This window comes from Agrobacterium sp. MS2 (genome assembly GCF_003261015.1).
GTDB classification, from domain to species: Bacteria; Pseudomonadota; Alphaproteobacteria; order Rhizobiales; family Rhizobiaceae; genus Agrobacterium; species Agrobacterium pusense.
Genome location: NZ_QLNF01000007.1, coordinates 241,231 through 262,282, shown reverse-complemented (window position 1 = coordinate 262,282; position 21,052 = coordinate 241,231). Strand labels below are relative to the sequence as shown.

Annotated in this window: 15 protein-coding genes; 6 read left to right on the top strand and 9 right to left on the bottom strand. The window is 56.5% G+C overall.

The genetic code is table 11. The features are described from left to right. Positions 1–128: 128 nt before the first annotated feature. From DOU54_RS02855 to DOU54_RS02840, 4 genes are read right to left on the bottom strand one after another with little or no spacing between them, the layout of a single operon-like run. Complete coding sequence (locus DOU54_RS02855; protein ID WP_193603286.1) at positions 129–1,739, bottom strand: ABC transporter ATP-binding protein; 1,611 nt, start codon at positions 1,737–1,739, stop codon at positions 129–131. 1 nt (position 1,740) lies between these two features. Next, on the bottom strand, positions 1,741–2,871 hold the full coding sequence (locus DOU54_RS02850) for an ABC transporter permease (protein ID WP_108081779.1): 1,131 nt from the start codon (positions 2,869–2,871) through the stop codon (positions 1,741–1,743). Next, entirely contained in the window at positions 2,864–3,787 is a 924-nt protein-coding gene (oppB, locus tag DOU54_RS02845; protein WP_004437372.1) for an oligopeptide ABC transporter permease OppB, read from the bottom strand. Before oppB ends, DOU54_RS02850 begins: the two co-directional genes overlap by 8 nt. A 51-nt stretch (positions 3,788–3,838) precedes the next feature. Further along, positions 3,839–5,434 carry a peptide ABC transporter substrate-binding protein gene (locus tag DOU54_RS02840; protein ID WP_113730505.1) on the bottom strand — a complete coding sequence of 532 codons (1,596 nt, stop codon included), beginning with the start codon at positions 5,432–5,434 and terminating at the stop codon, positions 3,839–3,841. 472 nt (positions 5,435–5,906) lie between these two features. Here DOU54_RS02840 and DOU54_RS02835 point away from each other — a divergent pair, with 472 nt between their 5' ends. Together DOU54_RS02835 and DOU54_RS02830 are read left to right on the top strand one after the other, a co-directional pair. Beyond that, positions 5,907–8,132, top strand: a complete 2,226-nt coding sequence (locus tag DOU54_RS02835) for a bifunctional diguanylate cyclase/phosphodiesterase (RefSeq protein ID WP_113730503.1) — start codon at positions 5,907–5,909, stop codon at positions 8,130–8,132. A gap of 316 nt (positions 8,133–8,448) precedes the next feature. Further along, positions 8,449–9,555, top strand: a complete 1,107-nt coding sequence (locus DOU54_RS02830; RefSeq protein WP_072495000.1) for a cache domain-containing protein — start codon at positions 8,449–8,451, stop codon at positions 9,553–9,555. 13 nt (positions 9,556–9,568) lie between these two features. Here DOU54_RS02830 and DOU54_RS02825 read toward each other — a convergent pair whose 3' ends face one another. The 4 genes from DOU54_RS02825 to DOU54_RS02810 form a co-directional block, all read right to left on the bottom strand. Next, the gene (locus DOU54_RS02825) at positions 9,569–11,542 is read right to left on the bottom strand and encodes a glycosyltransferase family 2 protein (protein WP_113730501.1); all 1,974 of its coding nucleotides are present in this window, start codon (positions 11,540–11,542) and stop codon (positions 9,569–9,571) included. A 3-nt stretch (positions 11,543–11,545) separates the two neighbouring features. Next, positions 11,546–12,739, bottom strand: a complete 1,194-nt coding sequence (locus DOU54_RS02820; protein ID WP_113730499.1) for an HlyD family secretion protein — start codon at positions 12,737–12,739, stop codon at positions 11,546–11,548. Between the two features lie 298 nt (positions 12,740–13,037). After that, a complete protein-coding gene (locus DOU54_RS02815) occupies positions 13,038–13,991 on the bottom strand; it encodes a DUF808 domain-containing protein (protein WP_113730498.1) in 954 nt (317 codons plus the stop codon). Between the two features lie 79 nt (positions 13,992–14,070). Further along, entirely contained in the window at positions 14,071–15,036 is a 966-nt protein-coding gene (locus DOU54_RS02810; RefSeq protein WP_022563344.1) for a magnesium and cobalt transport protein CorA, read from the bottom strand. Between the two features lie 224 nt (positions 15,037–15,260). On the opposite strand from DOU54_RS02810, the gene DOU54_RS02805 reads away from it, so the two are divergent. The 4 genes from DOU54_RS02805 (at position 15,261) to DOU54_RS02790 (ending at position 19,005) form a co-directional block, all read left to right on the top strand. Next, positions 15,261–16,946 carry an FAD/NAD(P)-binding protein gene (locus DOU54_RS02805; protein WP_113730496.1) on the top strand — a complete coding sequence of 562 codons (1,686 nt, stop codon included), beginning with the start codon at positions 15,261–15,263 and terminating at the stop codon, positions 16,944–16,946. A 19-nt stretch (positions 16,947–16,965) separates the two neighbouring features. Beyond that, positions 16,966–17,724, top strand: a complete 759-nt coding sequence (locus DOU54_RS02800) for an MOSC domain-containing protein (protein ID WP_113730494.1) — start codon at positions 16,966–16,968, stop codon at positions 17,722–17,724. Positions 17,725–18,085: 361 nt separating this feature from the next. Further along, entirely contained in the window at positions 18,086–18,280 is a 195-nt protein-coding gene (locus tag DOU54_RS02795; RefSeq protein ID WP_022563347.1) for a hypothetical protein, read from the top strand. Between the two features lie 125 nt (positions 18,281–18,405). Next, the gene (locus DOU54_RS02790) at positions 18,406–19,005 is read left to right on the top strand and encodes a hypothetical protein (protein WP_113730492.1); all 600 of its coding nucleotides are present in this window, start codon (positions 18,406–18,408) and stop codon (positions 19,003–19,005) included. A gap of 268 nt (positions 19,006–19,273) precedes the next feature. On the opposite strand, the gene DOU54_RS02785 is transcribed toward DOU54_RS02790, so the two are convergent. After that, positions 19,274–20,836: an IclR family transcriptional regulator gene (locus DOU54_RS02785; protein ID WP_113730490.1), complete on the bottom strand. Its 1,563-nt coding sequence runs from the start codon at positions 20,834–20,836 to the stop codon at positions 19,274–19,276. Between the last annotated feature and the right edge of the window lie 216 nt (positions 20,837–21,052).

Sequence of the window (21,052 nt, the reverse complement as noted above, 5' to 3'; positions counted from 1 at the left end):
CTAACCCCGATATGTTGCACTGTGCCACCCGCGCCGGACGTCATAGCCTGATGAGCACCTGCCAAAAGCAACTGGTTTCGCACGGGCGGAGCCAGTGCGCTGCGATCTGCGTGCGCTCCATTTTTTATCTACGGTACGACGGCGGGTGAAAAAGCGGATTTGATCAGTGTTCTGGTGTACTCAGCCGAAGGCCGGTTGAAGATGGCGTTTGTCTCTCCCTCCTCGATAATCTTTCCGTTTCTCATGACGATGACATAATCCGAAATGGCCTTGATGACGGACAGGTCGTGGCTGATGAAGATGTAGGAAAGGCCGTGGGCCTTCTGTAGATCACGCAGGAGGTCGATAACCTGGCCCTGAACGGACCGGTCCAGCGCCGACGTGGGTTCGTCAAGAATGATGACCTCTGGTTTGAGAATAATGGCGCGGGCAATGGCGATACGTTGGCGTTGCCCCCCGGAAAATTCGTGGGGGTAGCGGTTGCGGGCGGCGGGATCGAGGCCCACTTCCTTCAGCGCCTCGATTGCGCGCCTGTCCCGTTCCGCACGGTTGAGGTCCTGGTCGTGGACGAAGAGCCCCTCGGTGATGATCTCGCCTACCGTCTGTCGCGGCGAAAGCGAACCATAGGGGTCCTGGAACACGAGCTGGAGATGCCGCCGTAGCGGCCGCATGGCCTTTCGATCAAGCCCGGTGATTTCCTGTGTTCCGAAAAAAATCCGGCCATCGGCCTGGATCAGGCGCAGCAGAGCGCGACCGAGCGTGGATTTGCCTGACCCGGATTCGCCAACAATGCCGATCGTCTGTCCCTGATGAAGATTGACGTTCACGCCATCAACGGCCCGGAACTTGCTTGATTTCGACAGGAAGCCGCCCGGAATTGTGTAATCGATCGTTACGTTCTGGCCGGAAAGCACGATCGGAGCCTCTCGGCTGACTGCAGGCTTGTTCCCTCGGGGCTCGGCATCGAGAAGCATCCGGGTATAATCCGCCTTCGGGCGCTCGAAGATATCCTCCGTTGTCCCAGCCTCCACGATTTCCCCCCGGCGCATCACCGCGACGCGATCGGCAAAGTGGCGGACGACGCCGAGATCATGCGTGATCAGCACGATGGCCATCCCGAAACGCTGCTGCAGCGACTTCAAAAGATCAAGGATCTGGGCCTGGATCGTAACGTCGAGGGCGGTGGTCGGCTCATCCGCAATCAGGATGTCCGGCTCGTTCGCGAGCGCCATGGCGATCATGACGCGCTGGCGCTGACCACCGGAAAGCTCGTGAGGATAGCTGTCTATACGCCGCTCGGGCTCCGGAATTCCGACTAGCCTCAGCAGTTCGAGAACGCGTGCGCGCGCCTCCTTTTTACTGCCACCGCGGTGGTGAATGATCGGCTCAGCAATCTGCGCACCGATCCGGTAAAGAGGATCGAGCGAGGTCATCGGCTCCTGGAAGATCATGGTGACTTTCGCGCCACGGATTTTGTTAAGCTCGCCGACAGGCAGTCCAAGAAGTTCCTTTCCGCGATATTTCGCGGAGCCGCTGATGGCGCCATTGGATGCAAGCAATCCCATGATGCCCATCATCGTCTGGCTTTTGCCAGAACCGGACTCGCCAACGACAGCGAGCGTTTCGCCCTGTTTGACGTCAAGGTCGATGCCCTTGACGGCATGGACGGTTCCGTCCGGTGTGTTGAAGTCGACCTTCAGGTCGCGAACGGAAAGAATGGTGTCAGTTGTCGTCTTCATGTCAACGATCCTTGGGATCGAGTGCATCACGCAACCCATCGCCGACGAAATTCAGCGAAAACAGGGTCAGCACGAAAAAGATCGCCGGGAATATCAGAAGCCAGGGGGCGGACTGGATGTTGTTGGCACCTTCGGAAATCAGCGCGCCCCAGCTTGTGAGCGGCGCCTGAACGCCGAGACCGAGGAAGGACAGGAAGCTTTCCAGAAGAATGACTTTGGGCACGACGACCGTCACGAACACGACAACGGGTCCGATCGTATTGGGGATGATATGACGGCGGATAATCTGCCAGTCGCTTAGTCCCAGAGCCTGCGCCGCACTGACAAATTCCCGTCGTTTCAAGGCGAGTGTCTGGCCACGCACGATGCGCGCCATGTCCAGCCATTCCACCGCGCCGATGACGAGGAAGATCAGGATGAAGCTGCGGCCAAAAAAGACGACCAGAACCACAACCAGAAAGACGAAGGGCAGTGAATAGAGGATTTCGACGAAGCGCATCATCACATTGTCCACGCGCCCGCCGATATAGCCCGCTGTTGCACCGTAGACCACGCCGATTCCCAAGGAAACGAGGCTCGCCAGGACACCGACCGCAATCGAAATCTGACCGCCAAGCATGACGCGCGCAAGCATGTCGCGGCCGTTGGAATCTGTACCGAAGAAAAAGTATTCGCGGTTGACGTCGCCTTCCAGCTTCAGCGTGCGTCCGTCGTCTTCGGTTGCAGTCACCCTGGTATTTTTGAATTCATTGGCACGGTCGAAGTAGCGTGTTGCGCGCGGATCGATTGCGCTGCTGGAGGTGATGGTCGCCGTGAAAGTCTGGCCTTCAACGGCAAATTCCTTCAGCTCGACGCGGGCCCGGCTCGCAACACCCTCCATCACGTCCTGAAGGTTATTCACATCCGGGCGTGGCTCGAGACTGGGCGCCACCGAGACATAGGAGGAAAACACCTGATCATAGGTATGTGCCAGGAAATGAGGCCCGACGAACGAGAACAGAGTGATAAGGAGCAACATGACGGAACCCGCCATGGCCGCCTTGTTGCGTCTGAAACGCAGGACTGCCAGCTGGAACAGGCTGCGGCTTTTGATTTGTTGCGAATGAGGGTTAGTGCCGGGGCTATCAGTCATGTCTGACCCTCGGATCAAGAAGGCCGTAGAGAATATCGACGACTAGATTGAACAGGATGACGAAAATGGCGACGAGAACAACGGTGCCCATTACCAGCGTATAGTCACGATTGATGGCGCCGAGAACGAAGTAGCGGCCGACACCGGGAATGGTGAAGATCGTTTCGATGACTGCCGAGCCAGTCAAAAGCGCGGCGGCGCAGGGAGCGAGATAGGAAACGACCGGCAGCATTGCCGCGCGCATGGCGTGGAAAACGACGACGCTGCGCGCGGGAAGGCCATAGGCCTTGGCCGTGCGGATGTGGTCCATTCGCAGTGCCTCGATCATGGCACCGCGCGTCAGCCGGGCAATGACCGCAAGCTGCGGCAGCGCAAGTGCGATCATCGGAAGAATGAGGTAGCGTAGCGACCCGTCACCCCAGCTGCCTGCCGGAAGAAGCCCGAGCAGCACGGCAAATACAAGCGTGAGAACAGGGGCCACGACGAAGTTCGGGACGGTGACGCCCACTGTCGAGATTGACATGATCGAGAAATCGAAAGCGCTGTTTTGCCTGAGTGCTGCGAGCGTGCCGGCGAGCACGCCGCCCACCAGAGCCAGCAACAGGGCATAACAACCCAGTTCGAGCGAATAGGGCAGGCCCTTGCCGATCAGCTGCGCGACGGTGTTGTCCTTATAGATGTAGCTTGGGCCAAAATCGCCGGTGACGGCATTGCCGAGATAGATGAGATACTGGCGCCATAGTGGCTCATCCAGATGATAGGTTCTCATCAGATTTTCCATGGTCTGCGGGGGGAGGGGACGTTCGAGATTGAACGGACCACCGGGCGCAAAACGCATCAGGAAAAACGAGATCGTGACGACGATAAACAACGTCGGCACGGCGCTCGCCAAACGGCGCAGAATAAACGAGATCATGTTTTTGGGCTCCGGCATGGCACGGTGGCGGGGCCACCGTGCCAGTGCTGCTTATTCGGAAACGCTCAGGAAGCGGCTGAGGTGTTGATTGGCAGCGTTGTCCACCCAACCCTTGACGCGGTTGGACACCAGCCAAAGATCGGCCTGTGTCAGAAGCGGCGCTACCGGCTGTTCCTTCATGAGGATCGTTTCGGCCTCGTGCAGCAGCTTGTAGCGAGCTGCCGGATCCTTTTCCTCATAGGACTTCTTCAGCAATGCATCATACTCGGCGTTGTTGAACTTCGAGTAATTGAAGGTCTTGTTGGACGAGATGGAGAGCGCAAGGAAGTTTTCCGCATCCGCATAGTCAGCGACCCAGCCAGCACGCGCCACATTGAACTTGCCGCCTTCCTGGAGGTAGCCGTAGTGCGAGGCAACGTCGAGGTTCACGAGGGAGACCTTGGCGCCGAAGGTGTTTTTCCACATGTCGGCAATCGCGGTCGCAACGCGTTCGTGGTTGGGGTTGGTATTGTACCGGATTTCGATGGATAAAGACTTGCCACCTTCACCGTAACCGGCCTCCTTCATGAGCTTTAGAGCTTCGTCTTCGCGATCAAGCTGCGACAGGGTTGCAAAGTCGGCCTTGGCGGGCTCACCGTAGGAATCCATGCCGGGTGGAACCATCGAATAGGCCGGAACCTGCGAGCCGCTGTAGATTTCCTTGGCGAGGAAGTCGCGGTCGACAGCCATGGATAGCGCCCGGCGCACGCGGACGTCGTCATATGGCGCTTCGCGCGTATCGAAGGTGTAGTAGTAGGTCGCGAGCGTCGGTGAAACGTGCACCTGGTCGCCATAGGATTTGCGCAGACGGTCGATCTGGTCAGCTGAAAAATTGTAGGCGAGGTCCATTTCCTTCGCCTCGAAACGGCGAACGGAGGCGGCCTGGTCGTCAACCGGGTAGAAGATCACCTTGTCGATCTTGGTATTGGCAGCGTCCCAGAAATTGGTGTTCTTGACCACAGTGAGGCTGTCGTTCGGAACATGAGCTTCGAGTTTGTAGGCGCCGTTCGACACCATCACGCCCGGTTTTACGAAATCCGCGCCGTTCTTTTCGTAACTCGCCTTGGAAATGGGCAGAGCCGTTTGATGGGCGAGCAGTTCAAGGAAGAACGGCGTCGGCCGCTCGAGCGTGATCTCCAGGGTCTTGTCATCCACCGCCTTGACGCCAAGCTGGTCAACAGGCGTTTCGCCCTTGTTGATCTTTTCGGCGTTCTTGATCGGGTAGAGAATATTGGCGTATTTCGCTGCGGTCTTCGGGTCTTCGACGCGCTTATAAGAGAAGACAAAATCTTCCGCCGTCACGGGTGTACCGTCCGACCACTTCGCATCGGCGCGCAGTTTGAACGTGTAAACGGTACCATCGTCAGACAGCGTCCAGCTTTCGGCCGTGCCCGGAATGATCTTGCCGGTCGCGTCATAGATGGTCAGACCTTCATAGAGATCCTTGACGATGAAGGCCTCGATGTTGATGGAGGTCTGTGCCTGATCGAGCGTCTGTGGTTCGCCGGCATTACCGCGGTGTAACACTGTTTCTGCAAGCGCAGAGCTCGCCCCCAAGAGAAGCGCAGCCATCACCACCGCGACCCGAGACCTAGCATTTATCGACATTTTTTCTTTCCCCGTGACTATTGAGCCGACAAATATGGCCAAATCGCCAGGAAGCGCAACCGAGACGAAATCATCAGGTAAAATTGCCACTGCAGAGCCAGGGGTAGGAGAAGCGGATGCAGCGCGTGCCCGAACTTACAAATACCGTCGCCCAAATCTTCTGTTATTTTGGTGCCTCATCGCGTCTGGCAACTCTGCAGTCGGGCTGAGGCGCCGGCAAGGCAAGAGGTTGCCATCAGCCAGGTTGGAAGCGGACCGGCACCGGGTGTTACTCCTGGGATGAAAATACCAGCGTTACAACCATGTCGATGGAGAGATTGCCAGGTCGCTCCGTGACAGCGCAATCCCTCTTTCGAAACCGTTTTGTGCGGCACCGTACGAAAGCGATTTCGACCGGACTTAACCATGTTGGTTCCAGCCGCTTTAAGTTTCGTTCACGTAGTCTGGACGAAACACAGGCGGATATGAAACGATGCAAACCCTTCTGCAGTCGAAATGGTTTTGGAGATTTAGCCTGCCCGTCATGGCGTCATTCGCCATCTGCGGGCTGCTTCTCTTGTCACTCTATTTTGCGGCGATCGCAAGCGACGGTATCGCAGTTGCAAGGCAGCGTGACGTGGTCGCCCTGACGGTATCGAAACTCAAGTCATCGATTGCTCATGATCAGGAAAGCGCCACTGTCTGGGATGACGCCGTCACGAACTCCCTTGCCCGTAATCCAGACTGGATGGAAACCAATCTCGGCGTATGGATGAATACCTATTTCGGACACGATGCAGCAATCGTGCTGACAGCGGACCTTAATCCGATCTATCAATTTCTTGTCGATCACAATGACGCGTCCACCGCCGATGGTTTGCGGACCGCCTATCTCCCGTTAGCGACGAAGCTGAAGGAACGCCTTATCGCAGGCGATCAGGACGGAACGAGTAGCAAGGTGCTCTCCATAGGAGAAGCCGACATCGTCTACGTTGGCTCACGTCCGGCGATCGTAAGCATAAAACCGATCGTTTCCGACACGGGTGATATCGAGCAGCAACCGGGGCGAGAAAATCTGCATGTTGCGGTCCGATTTCTGGACGGAGATCTCGCAGCAACGGTGGGTCAGGAATACCAGTTCGAAAATCTTCGATTTGCCCTTCATCAGCCAACGGACCCGCGTTTTTCTTATCTTGCGTTGCATTCGAGATCCGGACAGGTCGTTGGCTACTTCGAATGGCAGCCGTTCAGGCCCGGCCAGCAAGTCCTTGAAGCTACCATTCCCGCGATCGCATTTGCTTTTTTTGCCATATTCAGTGCAGCGAGCGTCGGCGGAAACGCCCTCTGGAGACGCTCGAACCGATTGAAGGCGAACCAGGAGCAGTTGCAGTATCAGGCGGCACACGACACTCTAACCGGCCTTGCCAATCGATCGGAATTCAATGCGAGAGTTGCGACCGCCGCGCAAAATGCGAGGGAAGACGAGGCACACGCCGTGCTGTTCATCGATCTCGACAGGTTCAAGGAGGTGAACGATTCGCTTGGACATCCTGCAGGCGATAGATTGATATCACTTGTCGGGGCGCGGCTCACGAGCCTTTTGCCCGACAGTCTTGTTGCGCGGATCGGTGGTGATGAATTTACCGTCCTTGTCACATCGAACGATTTGCTAAAGCCCGAGCATGTTGCAAAAGCCATTGTGGACGACCTTCGATTGCCGTTCGAGATCGAGGAGACGCAAGTCACAATTGGTGCCAGCGTCGGAGTGGCCGTAAAGAACGGCGCCTTTGATGCAAACGAGGCGATACGTCAGGCCGACATCGCACTGTATCACGCCAAAGCAGCTGGCAGGAATACTTACGCAATATTCGGCGAGCACATGGACGAGTTGCTTCGCAAGAGAAGGGCTATGGAAGCTGACCTGCGGAAGGCGGTCAACGGCCGCGCGGAGATAGAGATATTCTATCAGCCAGTCTTCTCAGCACGGGACCGGATGCTCTGTTCCCTCGAGGCGCTGGCCCGATGGAACCACCCCACACTTGGATACGTAAGCCCCGGAGAGTTTATTCCGCTGGCCGAAGAGTGCGGTTTGATCCACGAAATCGGAGCCATTGTGCTAGAAGACGCCTGTTCCATGCTGGCGCACTTTCCCGACATCGACATCGCGCTCAACGCCTCCTTGCTGGAACTGTGTTCGCCGGCCTATCCGCTGAACGTGATTGCTGCGCTCGAAAAATGGAAGGTTTCGGCTAACCGCCTGGAAATCGAGATAACGGAAAGCGCAGCTACCGGAGAGGACGGCCGATCGGAACGGACCATTGCGGCCCTGCGCGCAGCCGGAGTAAGATTTGCGATCGATGATTTCGGAACAGGATATTCGTCATTCTCGCGGGTTCAAAAGATTGAGGTGGATCGCATCAAGATTGACAGATCATTCATCGAGGAAATCCACCGAAGCGACAACAGGGCCCTCGTCACTGCCATGATCAATGTCGCGCGGGCCAAGGGGTTGAAGATTACGGCTGAGGGTGTTGAGACAACGGAGCAGCGCGATGCTCTGGAGAGCCTCGGTTGCCATCATCTGCAGGGCTTTCTACTCGCAGGGCCCTTGTCGCCGAATGCTGCTCGCGCGCTGCTCTCGGCCCCTGATCCCCTCTCGACGCTGCCCGGTCACGCGGGTTTCTGGCCTGACCGACAGTCGTATAACGTAAGCCGCTGATCAACCGTCGCAATTCGCGGCGTCGCAAGAGCTCGTGACACGCCTGCAAATCCTCGCCGCTCACTCCGCGGCGGGCGGAGCCAGGCACGACCTGCTTTTGGCGAAATGCTTCGTTCGTCTCAACACCAATGGGATGCAAGCCTTCCAAGCTCGTCACATTGGCTCCGTGCAGGAACGAGGTTGGTCGCGATGCCTGGCAGATCCGAATTCGCGACCTCACGCCGAAAAAACAACCCCTGATAATCGGCAGATTGCTCGCCCGCCGGCCGTTATCTAGTTTCGGTCGAGGTTGACACGACAAAACGCGCGGGTGTCCATGTCCAATGAACCAAAAAGTCGCCTGCCATCGTTGAGTGCGGTCACGGCGGGCTTCATGTTTGCCTGTATCCTCGTCGGTGCCGCGATTGTGTTCAAGGTGATTGACGATCGAATGCTCAGTTTCCAGGAGGCAAGTCTGCGTACTGCCGTGGAAACCAGGGTACGGGGCGTTCAAACAGCCTTCGCCGCTTCCCTTTATCGAGAATGGACAAACCTCGAAACGCTGGGAAGGTCGCTTGCGGTGAGCCAGCCTGAAGAGATCCAGGACGATCTTTCAACGCTCGTGGGAAGCGGACGGGTTGTGTCGTGGGCAGGTTATGCCGGAAATGACGGCAAAGTCCGTGTCGCGTCAAACGGTCTGTTGGTCGGCGCCGACGTGTCATCCCGTCCGTGGTTTCAGAGGGGGCTTCAGGGCAACTTCGCCGGGGATGCGCACGAAGCGGTTCTTCTTGCGGCTAAACTTCCTGCTCCCGAAAGTGGGGAGCCGTTACGGTTCCTCGACCTGGCAGCCCCTGTAACCGGTGTTGGTCAGTCAGTAACAGGAGTTCTTGGGCTTCATCTCAATCTGGAGTGGGCAAAAGCCTACATTCGTGAGCTGAGTGATGCCCTGGACGTCGACGTCCTCATAGTCAATCCCGAGGGCAGGGCTGTTATATCGTCCACGAACGAGAGCCCTTCAAACCTGGATCTGCCAAGCTTTCGAAGAGCAAGGACAGGTGCCACCGGCGTGAGCCTCGAGTTATGGCCTGATGGCAAGAATTACTTCGTAGCCACGCTTCCCGAGGCCAGCTACCAAAGCCTACCGAGGTTCGGGTGGTCCATTGTCGCGAGGATCGATGCGAACGCATTCAGCAATGCGGCCAGTAGCTTCTCCAGCGGTCTTTTTATTAGTTTGTCTCTTCTGACCCTGCTCCTTCTGCTCCTCATGTCATTGTTCATTGTCTCGTTTATCCGGCCGTTCCATCACCTCGCCGTCAATGCCAAAGCCGTTGCGGATGGACAGAACGTATATCCCTACGAGAGCAGGAGAACTTCCGAACTAGCTACAATCGGCTCGGCAATTTCTCGCTTGCAGGCAAGTGCAGACCGGCAGGACGGCGGTTAAGTAAGCTAGACCACTACTGGCGGGCAAAACGGGTGGTGGCATCCTTGATGATCGCCGATAGCCGTGTTGACGTGACACTTGGTACGCTCCCTCCAGCGTAAAGTCTTTTCAGCAAGAGCTGGTACTGTGTTTCATCCAACCCCAGCGCAACGACCAGGCCGTCGTCGGTCCGATCCAGCACCGTGGCGGTGAAATCTCCGATTTCTTTGAGTTTCATGATGATCTGGGTAGCTATAGGCGCGTCTACCCCTCTGAGACGGGCCGTTTCCTGCGTCAGGTCCGTCATCCAGACGCGCTTCAGCGCACCGCCGAGGGATATTACGACCCGCTCGGGACGGTCCGCATAGTGTTTCTCACGTCGTGGCAACTCGACACAGACCAGCAGCGTCACGGCAAGGATCACCAGATTGTAAACAGTCCAGAACAGGATAACGACCTTCCCGTCTCCTGCGTCATTGAACGCGAAACGGTCAGAGACCAGACCGATCAGGACCCCGGCGACGGTCAGAAACGTCAAAAGGAGGAAGGGGCGCATAAGACGCCATTGGACAACGACTTTGGTTCGGTCTCCTCCCTTTGCCGTAACACTGAAAGGATGACCTTTCGGCTTCACAAGCCCCACAATGGCGGCTCTCGATATGGGGAGCGCACCAAGCAACTGGCTGACGTCATTGACGATGGGGATCACCATTCCGGACGAGATGAAGTTCAACACGAACAGGATCCACACCATATACGCCCCGAAATAGCTGATGACATCGGGAACAGATGCGTTGACCACCGTGATGTTGAAAAACCAGTAAAAGAGAGGAAAGGTCATGGAGGCGATGCGGAATGTGAAGGTGGTGAGCCAGAAAAATACCGAGTCAACGACACTCCAGCGGTCCCGCAGCCGCAAATTGTTCCGCGAAAAGGGACCTAGCCTTCCTCGGGCAATCTGCATGAGCCCCAGGCACCATCGCGCTCGCTGAGTGACGTATTCCTTCAACCCCTCCGGAGCAAGGCCCTCGGTCAACGCTTCGTTCAGATAGACCGTCCGATAGCCGTGCTCCTGCAACTGAAGCGTCAGCATGAAATCTTCCGTGATGCTGTCTGTCGGGAACCCACCGGAGGCCTGCACTGCCCTCCATCTGATCACCGACGACGTGCCGCAGCAGAATGCGATGCCCCACCCGTCGCGGCTTGGTTGTAAATGGTCAAAGAAAAAGCGCTGCTCGTCGGGATACGATCGGCTGAGCCCGAGATTATGCTGGATAGGATCCGGATTGAAGAAGTGCTGGGGTGTTTGAACCAGTCCGACCTCCTGGTCGTGGAAAAGCGCAAGTGCGCGCGAGACAAAATCCGTGTGAGGAACGAAGTCCGCGTCCAGCACGGCTATGAAGTCTGGCGGTTGATCGTCTTGCGCAAGAACGCCCAGGGCATGATTGATATTGCCGGCTTTCGAGCCCTTGTTATCTGGCCTGCGAAGGTATCGAACGTCGTGCTCCTTGCAGAAGTCACGCAGCCAGTCACGGCGCCCGTCATCCAGCACAAGAACCTGGACGTCCGGATGATCGCTGGCCTTTGCCCCGACGACCGTCCGTTCCAGAACGGCTTGCTCCTCGTTGTATGTGGCGATCAGAATCGCGACTTTTGGAGGCGGATCCGGTTGCCACCAGGATTTATTCTCCTCGACTTCAGGGGACCGATCGGTGGTTCTGGTCAGGATTGTAAACGCGCTCAGCGACGAGAGAACAGATAATGCTTCCAGAGCAAAGAATGACCAACTGAACAGACAGTCCAGCGTGAAGCCGGGCGGGGCCAGGGTCTGGGTTCCTCGCCACCAGATATATCGCACCGCTAAAGCCATTCCGATTGCGAAAAGGAACGTCCTGTGGGTCCAGTTACGATTGTTCAGGAGGTATGGCAGGACGAGTGCGCACCCGAAGGCCAGAGCCAGATGAGAGAAGCTCGACTGAAGTTCGCTAAGATAGAGAAAACTGTCCAAGTCCTATCTCCATAGTCCTCGCAGCCAGTCAAAAGCGCGCGTTTCGAAAAACACCCTGCCCGTGCGCCCTGCGAGGCACCGAAGGTCGGGGTCGTCCCGCAGAGCCGGCACATCAAGTGCCACGTCGTACCTTTGGAGGTGGCGCTGACTCGGTGCTATTGCCATGTTTTCATAGATCGTAGCCGCGCCGGAACCCGCAAGGCGGATTACCGATCCCTGAAGAACCTGACGGCTTCGGTTAAGGCGAAAGGTCGCGGGTGCGCCGACCCTGAGGAAATTGTAGACGCTTTCCGACACGGATAAGGTCACAATTGCGGAGTCGCAGTCTATCAGGCGCATGAGGTCCTGACCGCGCTGGACCGTTTCGCCCGAAGCGGAGAGGTACTCCCACAGCGCACCATTCACATTCGCCACCAGATCTGAGGAAGAAAGTCTGTTTACACGAAGACGCTCGTTTGCCAGCCGATCGGAAATTGCAGCCAATGCCAGTTTCTTCGCCTCAAGTTGCGCTTTTAATTCCAGACGCTGCACGTCGATCTCGGAAATCCTCTGTTCGGAGTAGGGGGCGTCGTTAAATCCGTCCCCGAGGAATACTCCCCGCTCGGCCGCCTTCTGTGCCACAACGATTTCGGCGGCCTGAGCCTTTGCATTTGCGACCTCCAGCGCGGAAACCTCGGAAAGTGACTGGGCCTGTTCAAGGGACTGTGCGGTAGAAATGCCCTGACCGCTTAGCCGTGATGATCGCTCGCGGCTGAGTTCCGCGTATTTCAGACGTGCCTCGGACGCAGCACGCGAGGCGTCGGCAGACTGAGCCTGAGCCGCGAGCTGGCGTTTTCTTTCCTCACGATAGATGGCCGCGCGGGTCTGCAACTCATCAATCGATTCATCGAAAGACGTGACGACGGTTTCGAGCCTTTTTATTTCGGTCTGAGCATCGGCCTGTTGAAGTTCGAGATCAAGGAGACGGATGCCGTCAACAAGAGGATCCTCAAGAGAGCCCAGTGGATCGCCTTGCGCAACCTGGGCGCCCAGCGGTCTCGAAATCAATTCAATTTTGCCAGCGATGGGAGCGCGTATCGTCGTCAAACGGGCGTTTATGAACGCATTTGCACTCGCGCCGCTAAGCTGCTCCCCAAGCACCACATAAAGAGCACCGCAGATCAGCAACAAACCGAATCCGATCTTTATGAGCTTCATGTTTCCTCCTCCGCATCTACCTAACAAAACGTACGGCCGGGGATCGGTTCACCCTGCTTGAGAAAACCCGCTCCCAGAGTTAGCGCGCGGTTAAATGACAACCGGCGCATATAGACTTTGACCTATCAAACCACCGAGCGCTAAACGTGTCTCAGGTCAAAACTTGCCCGCGAGTTTTTGTGGAGCGCTCGCTTTGCACGATTATCGACAGGCAAAGGGCGAGAATGCGCGCGACGATCACCGAGAGGAGGTGGCTCGGCGAGCGTCATGGATAGATCGAGAAGTTCGGGAGACGCGACTAGGGTCGTTCGATACGCCGCGCGAGTTTCGTCCAGATCGACAGCAATAAGATCGTGACGCCGCCGGTCGCTATACCGATTACCGCCTGAATAAACGCGGTGGCCAGCCAATTCGTCACGGAGGGGACAATCACTAGGGTTTGTTCTATCCTTGATGCGACTGTTTCGATCAGATGTTCAGGCTGATGCCATCCCATCCCCGCCAGACTGTGTACGATAATGCTTCCGCCTACCCACAACATTGCCGCTGTTCCAACGATTGCCAGTGCCTTGAGAAGAAACGGTACACCTTTGACCAGGCCGGCACCGACCGTTCTTGACAAGGGTCCACCGGACTTCGTCAGGTGCAATCCGACATCATCTGCTTTGACGATGAGCGCGACCACGCCATAAACTGCTGCGGTGAGCAGGATGCCAACCGCCGCCAGGACCCCTGCCTGGGTATAGATGCCGGAGGAGGAGACACCAGCCAGTGTCAGCGCCATGATCTCGGCCGAGAGGATAAAGTCGGTACGGATCGCGCCTGCGACCTTGCGGTTTTCCAGATCTGTTGCATCAAGCGCCGCGTTGTCGTCCGGACCGTGTTCCGGGGCATGAGCGAAAAATGCCTCATGTAGCTTCTCCGCGCCTTCGTAGCTCAAGTATATGCCACCGATCATCAGGAGCGGTGTGATGAGCCAGGGAGCGAAATATCCGAGGACGAGAGCGATGGGCAGGAGGAAGATCAGCTTGTTTTTAAGCGATCCAAGCGCAATTTTGCCAATGATCGGCAGTTCACGCGCGGGAGCCAGACCGACGACGTAGGCCGGCGTGACGGCGGTGTCGTCGATCACGACACCTGCCGCCTTCACACTGGCTTTGGCAGTCTGGGTTGCGACGTCGTCGAGGGACGCGGAGGCAGCCTTAGCTATCGCTGCCACGTCGTCAAACAATGCGATCAATCCGGTAGCCAATTTAACTCCTGAACAGGTTCAGCGTTGTCCGTGATTTGGGGCCGTTGCACAGAATGGAGAGTAAAGGTTGCTCGATATATCACAGCCATCCTGTCTTCTTGAACCGGTAATAAAGTATCGCGCAAAGGGTGATGATTACGGCGATCACGACATAATAGCCATATTCCGATTTCAGTTCCGGCATGTGCTCGAAGTTCATTCCATAAATGCCGGCGATCGCCGTTGGGACAGCCAGGATCGCGGCCCAGGCTGCAAGCTGGCGGGTGATCATACCCTGGCGCTGCTGTTCAAGCAGGTTCGAGGCCTCGAACACGGAAGTGATAACTTCCCGCAAGCCTGACATCATGAATTCGACGCGCCGTACATGGTCAAGCACGTCCCGAAAATAGGCTTTGGCGTTCTCGTCAATACAGGGCAGCTCCAGATTGGCGAGCTTGCCAGCGACCTCCTCCATCGGGCCCAGAATACGCTGAAAGCGGATCACCTGCCGTCGCATGCGGAAAAGCCGTCTGATCTGCTCCCTTTCGAGAAATGCAATCAGCATGTGCTTTTCCATCTCAAGCACCTTGTCCTCCAGCGTCTCGACCATCGGCAGATAACCGTCGACGACGAAATCGATGATACCGTGCAGGACATAGTCCGGGCCATGTTCGAGGAGTTGCGGAGACTGTTCGAGATGCTCCCTCAATTCCTTGTGGGAGCGTGCCGAACCATGCCGGACCGAAATCACATGGTGCCGTCCGACGAAAATACAGGTTTCGCCATAGGCAATCTTGTCGCCCTCAAGATGAGCGGTCTTGATGATGACGAAGAGCTGATTGCCGTACACCTCAACTTTCGGCACCTGCCTCCCGTTCAGTGCGTCTTCGACGGCAAGCGGATGCAGGTCAAACATCGACTTCAGGCTCGCCATTTCCTCGACGGTCGGGTCGGTGATACCGATCCAGGCAAACTCGCCGTCCCTCTCGGGGAACGGTCGGCCAGTCAAGGGGAGTTCTTCGGCACGCTTGCCAAGGCGGTAGATGTAGGAAGCTATGACTGTCATGAAAACCGCAGTGAGTTAACCGTCATGATTTGGTATTCTGATATCGTAGTGACAAGATGGAACGGGCGATATCCTATCCGTAGCGAATCTGCACACCAGCGTCATTGGCAGAATCGCAGCGTCACGGCGCGTCCATCGAATGTAAGTTTGCCGTCACTGGAACAGTCCGCGCTGCACACCGTTATAAACCGGCGCTGCAAAGGGTGGCGTTGGAGATGGTTTGCATGAACAGTCGCATTTGCATTATCGGTTCGGGGCCTACCGGAATCTTTTCCCTTCAGCGACTTATTCATTCTCCTTCCTCAATGAGTATTACTGTTTTCGAAGCGGAAATGTTGGCAGGGAAGGGAACGCCCTATCTTCCCGGCTCAAATGATCCTGTCATGCTTTCCAACATTCCGAGCATCGAGATACCGCCGTTGCCGCTGTCACTGGTGGAATGGCTATCTCGCCAGGAAGACGATTACCTTAACCGTTTTGCCATTGTGCGCGATGCCATCAGCGAGCGTGCGTTTTACCCGAGGTTGGTTCTCGGTGATTATTTTCAAGAGCAGTTCAGTGCGCTTGTGGATTATGGAGTCGAGAAAGGTCACCAGATCGATATCCGCCCCGGGCACCGCGTCAGTGATATATCGCTCGACGTCGACCATATCCGAATTTGCGTCGAAAGCCCTGACGGAAAGTTCGACGCGATCTATGACCACGTCGTGATGGCAACGGGCCATAATTGGCCTGATAAGACCGAAGTGCAGCCAGGCTACTTTGCGTCTCCGTGGCCCGCTTCCGCGCTCAAAAGTTCCTGCTATGGAAGGCTTGGGATACTTGGGACGTCGCTCAGCAGTATCGACGCGCTTTTGACCGTCGCGGTATCCTGCGGCTCGTTTGTTTATGACGACACGGGAACAATGAGGTTTCACGCATCCACCGGGCACGAAAACTTCACAGCCGTGATGATGTCCCGCAAGGGACTGTTACCGGAGGCGGATTTCTATTGCCCGCTTCCCTACCGGACACCGAGTGTTTGCACGCAGGAAGCTGTCAATGGAGAAATCGAGATTGGCTCTGCCGGTTTGCTCGACAGGGTTTTCGAGCTCTTCAAGCGGGAAATCGCGACCGCCGATCCTGACTACGCAGCCGAAATAGGGCTAAATTGCCTGACGGCAGACACCTTTGCTGGCGCATATTACTCTCGCCGGTCGGGAGTGGATCCATTTGTCTGGGCAGCAGCAAACCTAGCCGAAGTCGAACGCAACGCAGAGCAGCGATTCACTGTGCCTTGGCGCTACGCCATACTCATCACACATGAAATCATCGCCAGAGCAATCCCGCACCTGGACACGCGTGACCTAGCGCGGTTCAACCGATCGTTTAAAAGTATATTCATCGATGAATATGCGACCGTACCCCACCTTTCGATCAACCGTTTGCTTGCGCTTCGAAACGCTGGCAGGTTGGAAATTATCGCGCTGGGAGAAGATTACGCAATAGACACGTGTGGCCTTGCGCGGGGCGCCAGAGTGACCGCGGGCGACTCGGAAGAAGTCTTCGAAAGTTTCATCGATGCGACCGGCCAAACGGCGTTATCGGCACGGGACCTGCCGTTTCCTTCGCTCGTGAAGCAGGCAGCCGTCAAACCGGCTGTCACGCGCATGGCTTCGACTGGATTAATAGCCGATACGACAGGCCTCAACTTCAAGAGGACCGGCGGTATCGAGGTCGACGAATGCTATCGTCCACGCGATACCGGCTTGTTATCCAACCGGCTTTATTGCGTGGCAATACCATTCCTGTTGCATAAGAACCCCTTTGTACAGGGTATCACCAGCGCCGCGGAGTTAGGGCAGGCGGCCGCGCAGGCTATCCTCGACGATATTCGGGCGACGACAGCCGACTTGCTGCTCACAGCCTGACATAGCGGACAGAATAGATATGACGGTCACTTTTCGCTCAAAACACGTTATTGGGAAAGTCGCTGAGATCTGGCGTTTCCCGGTAAGCTCGCTTGGTGGAGAACGATGCAAATGCGCAGAAATAGAGCCAGCGGGCATCGTCGGCGACAGGCGTTTTGCGCTGTTCGACAATGTATCCGGCGTCGCCGCAGCGCCGGAAAAAGACGTTCGATGGCGGCCGGCACTTTTCCTCCGCAGCGCCATTGATGATGGCGGTGTGCGGATCACGTTTCCAAATGGGTGTAATTTCTATATTGAGGATTCTCAATTGCGACTGGAACTTTCGAAGTATTTTGGTTTTGACGTCGGTATCGGAAGTTACATCGATGCGGACCCGCTTGCCCCTTCTCTTCCCACTGTTGAGAACCGATACTCGAGATCGGCACTTCACTTGGTCACCACTTCGTCACTGGCCGAGCTTCAACAAATGTCATCGGATAGTACGGTTGACCGTTTGCGCTTTCGGCCAAATATTCTACTCGAAACCAGTAATGTGACAGGTTTTGCTGAGTTTCAATGGATCGGTAAGGTCATTAGTTTCGGGCTGGCGGAGGTCGAGGTGACAGACCTCACAAAACGGTGCGGAATGATCCTTGCCGCACAGCCTGATCTGCCGGAACAGCCGGAGATTCTCAGAACGGTATTGAGAAAAGCAGGTCGCGCGTTCGGAGTTTACTGCGAACCTGTCAAAATAGGAAATATCGAATCCGGCCAGCGCGCAGAGTTGATTTCCGGCTAGTCATTCCAAAGGTCGATTTCCAGGGATTAAAAGCAGGCCGAAAACCCTATAAATTATGCGGTATTTTACGCCATTTCTTCTCTTCAGTAGCGCGACATTGGCTTTTGGTCATTCCGCCATCGATGGCGTCTTGAACTGGTCGCCCGGCGCAGATGGTAAGCCGAGGTTGTTCCGGAGCTTGATGACAAGACTGTCGGGGTTGAGACTTCTCCGAACGCGCGTCCTGTAGTAGAAGAAAAGGCAGCGGTCCGAGAAGGCGAAGTCTCGCAGGCGGAGCCTCCGGCAAGGCAGTTGAACCGCCTTGATGAACTGAGGCAGGAGCGCGAAGACAAGCGCGATCGAGACGACCAGGAACGGTAAGATGAACGGAAAAAGCCTGCTTCACATGTACCACGAGCAGAAATTGGCGGACGAGTTTGCGCGTGATCGCAATCCTGAGGTGCCAGCGATTTTTGTTGCGGTCGCACTGTTCGTGGTGGGTGCAGCGCTCGACACCGCTTGGGTCTACCTACAGCAATGGTATCACGTCGCCACCAGCTACTGGCCGTTCCGATGAGTAATGAAAGCCGGGTTAGCCCGGCTTTCTGATTTTGAACGCACGAGAGCCCTCGATTGCAGACGGACGACCCTCCTTCGTACAGCTTTACCACGCAAATCGTGATGCCTCGCGTGGGATCCACAATGATCACAACCGCTTACGTCATCGACGCCAAAGGCCTTTTGGTGACGCAGGCAGGATCCGTCCGTCTCATCCCGTGGGCCTCTATTCGGTTCATACACGTTCACGTAACGAGTGGGGTCGGTTCCACCGGTTTTCCCGTCTACAGCGCCCGTTTGCGGATGCTCTTCGCGTCGAGGGAGATATCCTCGCTGCATTGGCAGGGAGAGGCACGTACCGATCAATCAGCCGGCTACGTTCGCTTCATGGAAGAACTTATTCCATTTGCAATCGCCCGTAACCCGCGGATTCGCCTCCGACACGGTGGCGACCCTATGCTCGAGGCAGCGATCCCGACGGTGCTCTTTCTCGTCTCCATGCCATTCTTGTTGATACCGTTCTTGATCGTTAAACCGCTTGGTGCTCTTGTTTCCGGCTTCAAATTTTCCGGGTTGAACAAATTCGGAACCAGGCCCGTAGTTGCTGCGATCATCGCGGGGCTTGGTGTGGCGCTCAACATGCTTCCCTGGTCGACCGGTAAGCAGTTCAAGGTCGACGATCTGCCAACCGCAGAACTTCCGCCGAAATATCGGAAAGCTCGCGTCTCATCTCATGTGGGATGAAAGCGCGGGTAGTTCCATAATAGAGCTTAGCCCGAGGGAGTCTGGAAACGTTCATGCTGACAGTTGCAGTCGGGAGCAATGGACGGTCGGTCGAAAACTGGTTCGCCGATTATCGGTGCTCATCATTATGGCTTCGGCTCGATGTCACTGCTCAAGCTGTGAAACCAGCGCCTGCATGTTCACACGCAGTCCGTCAGGACCGTAATTGATCCCGACGCCCCCCTTCCCGGGAGGCCCATGCGGATCAGAACATCGGGTGAGGCAGGTCTTATCCGCCACGGGCGTGGGACACCAGCAGGGGCACGACTTCGCGCTCAAGCCGCTCGACAGACCAGCTGTGCACAGGAGCGGATACGACGATGGCTCCCGCCGGACGACCCTCTGGCCCTGGTACCGCAGCGGCAACATTTACCTCGTCGCGGATCGACTGGCGATCCGTGAAAGCCACGCCTCGAACGCTTGCCTCCAGAATCTCTGTGCGGATTTCGTCCTTGTTCGTAACGGTAAAGGGAGTACCGGGCTGGACGGGGCTTTCCGAAAGAATTCTGTCAATCTCTCCAGGTGGCAGCCACGACAGGATCGCCCGACCACCGGAAGATGAAACGGCCGGAAGTCGCCTGCCCGGATAGGCGGTTCTGAAAGCCGGTTGTGGTCGGCTTTGAACATGCAGCAGGTGGATGATTTCCGTGCCATCCAGGATGCAGAAGGAACAACGCAGCCCGCATTCTTCCCGCAGCCTTATAAGCCGAGGCCATACCGACCGGAGCAACGCGTTTCCCATCTGGAAACGATAAAGAAGATCAAGCGCCCGCTCCGAGACATGGAAAGCGCGTTTGGGCTGGTCTTTCTTCAGATAGCCCAGTCCCGCCAGCGTATCTGTAATGCGCTGGACAGTCGGCACCGGAAAACCGGTCTGCTGTGAAAGTTGCGTCAGGGTGAGCAGCGGCGTTTGTGGGTGGAAAAACTGCAATAAATGCAGGCTTTTGGAAACTGCGGTCACCGCGAGCGGATCATTCTCGTCGTCGACCAGCGGCCACAGCGTGCGTGGATTTGGCTCGAGGTTGGCCGGGCGTACCGCCCGTGTCACCATCAACTCCCCCATGCGTGAGACGGTTTCGCAAAGTTGCCCGGTCACCGTGCCTGCTGCCTCTGTGTCTACAGGACCGGAAAGCGAAATCGCAGCAAGGGGCTGGCCGGCTGCATCGCGAAAAGCGGTCGCAATGACTTGGCGGGATCCGCCTTCGACAGTACCGTCAAAGGAAAATCCCATGCTGCGCTCAGAGGCTATCCGCTCGCGCAGCAAACCCGCGTCGCCTGTCCATGTTGCCAGAAATGTATCGAGTGTTGTCGCATCCATAAGAGACAACAGCGCCCGGCCTGGCGCGGTCTCGGCAAGTGCGACGCGGCTGCCAACCGGGGCAAGTGCCAGGGATGCGGCGGGTGACGGGACCCGGGCCAGCGTAACAGCGGTCTTGCCGTCGAGGAGCCAGAGGTCGGTGCTGAGGCCGGTGCGTGCATTCAGTTCGACGACCAGCGGCATCACGAGATCGATCAACTCGTTGCTGTAAAGATAGACATGTGCGGGATAACACGCCCGGTGCCCGAGAGAAAGGACACCGCTCAGTGCGTCGCGTTCAAGCCAATGAGATTTGACAAGTGTATGGACCAGACGCTGGGCGCTGGACCGGTTCATCCCTCCTCGCCTCGCAACATCGGCAATTCTCAGTTCAGGCGTTTCCGGCCCGAACATCTCAAGCACGGCAAATGCCTTTTCCAGCGCGGCAATGCGGGCCCGGTGATCGGATCCTTCTGAGGGTTTGGTAAAATTCATTTTGCGACGCAGCAAGATCGTTGACAAGGCTTTCAACGAACCTATAATCGATAGTCGAGAATAGCAATCGCATCGCGGTAAAATAATCCTAAGGGGAACGCCTTGCACTCTATGCCAATCGGAATGACGTCATAGTCAGCTATGCCCACATGCTCGCCATGTGACAGTAAGCTGAACCTTGCAAGCCTCTCGCGTTGCGGTCTCACAGCCGCAGTT

Excerpts from the sequence above, each read along its gene's own strand:
- DOU54_RS02855 (WP_193603286.1), bottom strand. The coding sequence starts at position 1,739 with ATGAAGACGACAACTGACACCATTCTTTCCGTTCGCGACCTGAAGGTC.
- DOU54_RS02850 (WP_108081779.1), bottom strand. The coding sequence starts at position 2,871 with ATGACTGATAGCCCCGGCACTAACCCTCATTCGCAACAAATCAAAAGC.
- oppB (WP_004437372.1), bottom strand. The coding sequence starts at position 3,787 with ATGATCTCGTTTATTCTGCGCCGTTTGGCGAGCGCCGTGCCGACGTTG.
- DOU54_RS02840 (WP_113730505.1), bottom strand. The coding sequence starts at position 5,434 with ATGTCGATAAATGCTAGGTCTCGGGTCGCGGTGGTGATGGCTGCGCTT.
- DOU54_RS02835 (WP_113730503.1), top strand. The coding sequence starts at position 5,907 with ATGCAAACCCTTCTGCAGTCGAAATGGTTTTGGAGATTTAGCCTGCCC.
- DOU54_RS02830 (WP_072495000.1), top strand. The coding sequence starts at position 8,449 with ATGTCCAATGAACCAAAAAGTCGCCTGCCATCGTTGAGTGCGGTCACG.
- DOU54_RS02820 (WP_113730499.1), bottom strand. The coding sequence starts at position 12,739 with ATGAAGCTCATAAAGATCGGATTCGGTTTGTTGCTGATCTGCGGTGCT.
- DOU54_RS02810 (WP_022563344.1), bottom strand. The coding sequence starts at position 15,036 with ATGACAGTCATAGCTTCCTACATCTACCGCCTTGGCAAGCGTGCCGAA.
- DOU54_RS02805 (WP_113730496.1), top strand. The coding sequence starts at position 15,261 with ATGAACAGTCGCATTTGCATTATCGGTTCGGGGCCTACCGGAATCTTT.
- DOU54_RS02800 (WP_113730494.1), top strand. The coding sequence starts at position 16,966 with ATGACGGTCACTTTTCGCTCAAAACACGTTATTGGGAAAGTCGCTGAG.
- DOU54_RS02795 (WP_022563347.1), top strand. The coding sequence starts at position 18,086 with ATGAACGGAAAAAGCCTGCTTCACATGTACCACGAGCAGAAATTGGCG.
- DOU54_RS02790 (WP_113730492.1), top strand. The coding sequence starts at position 18,406 with ATGATCACAACCGCTTACGTCATCGACGCCAAAGGCCTTTTGGTGACG.
- DOU54_RS02785 (WP_113730490.1), bottom strand. The coding sequence starts at position 20,836 with ATGAATTTTACCAAACCCTCAGAAGGATCCGATCACCGGGCCCGCATT.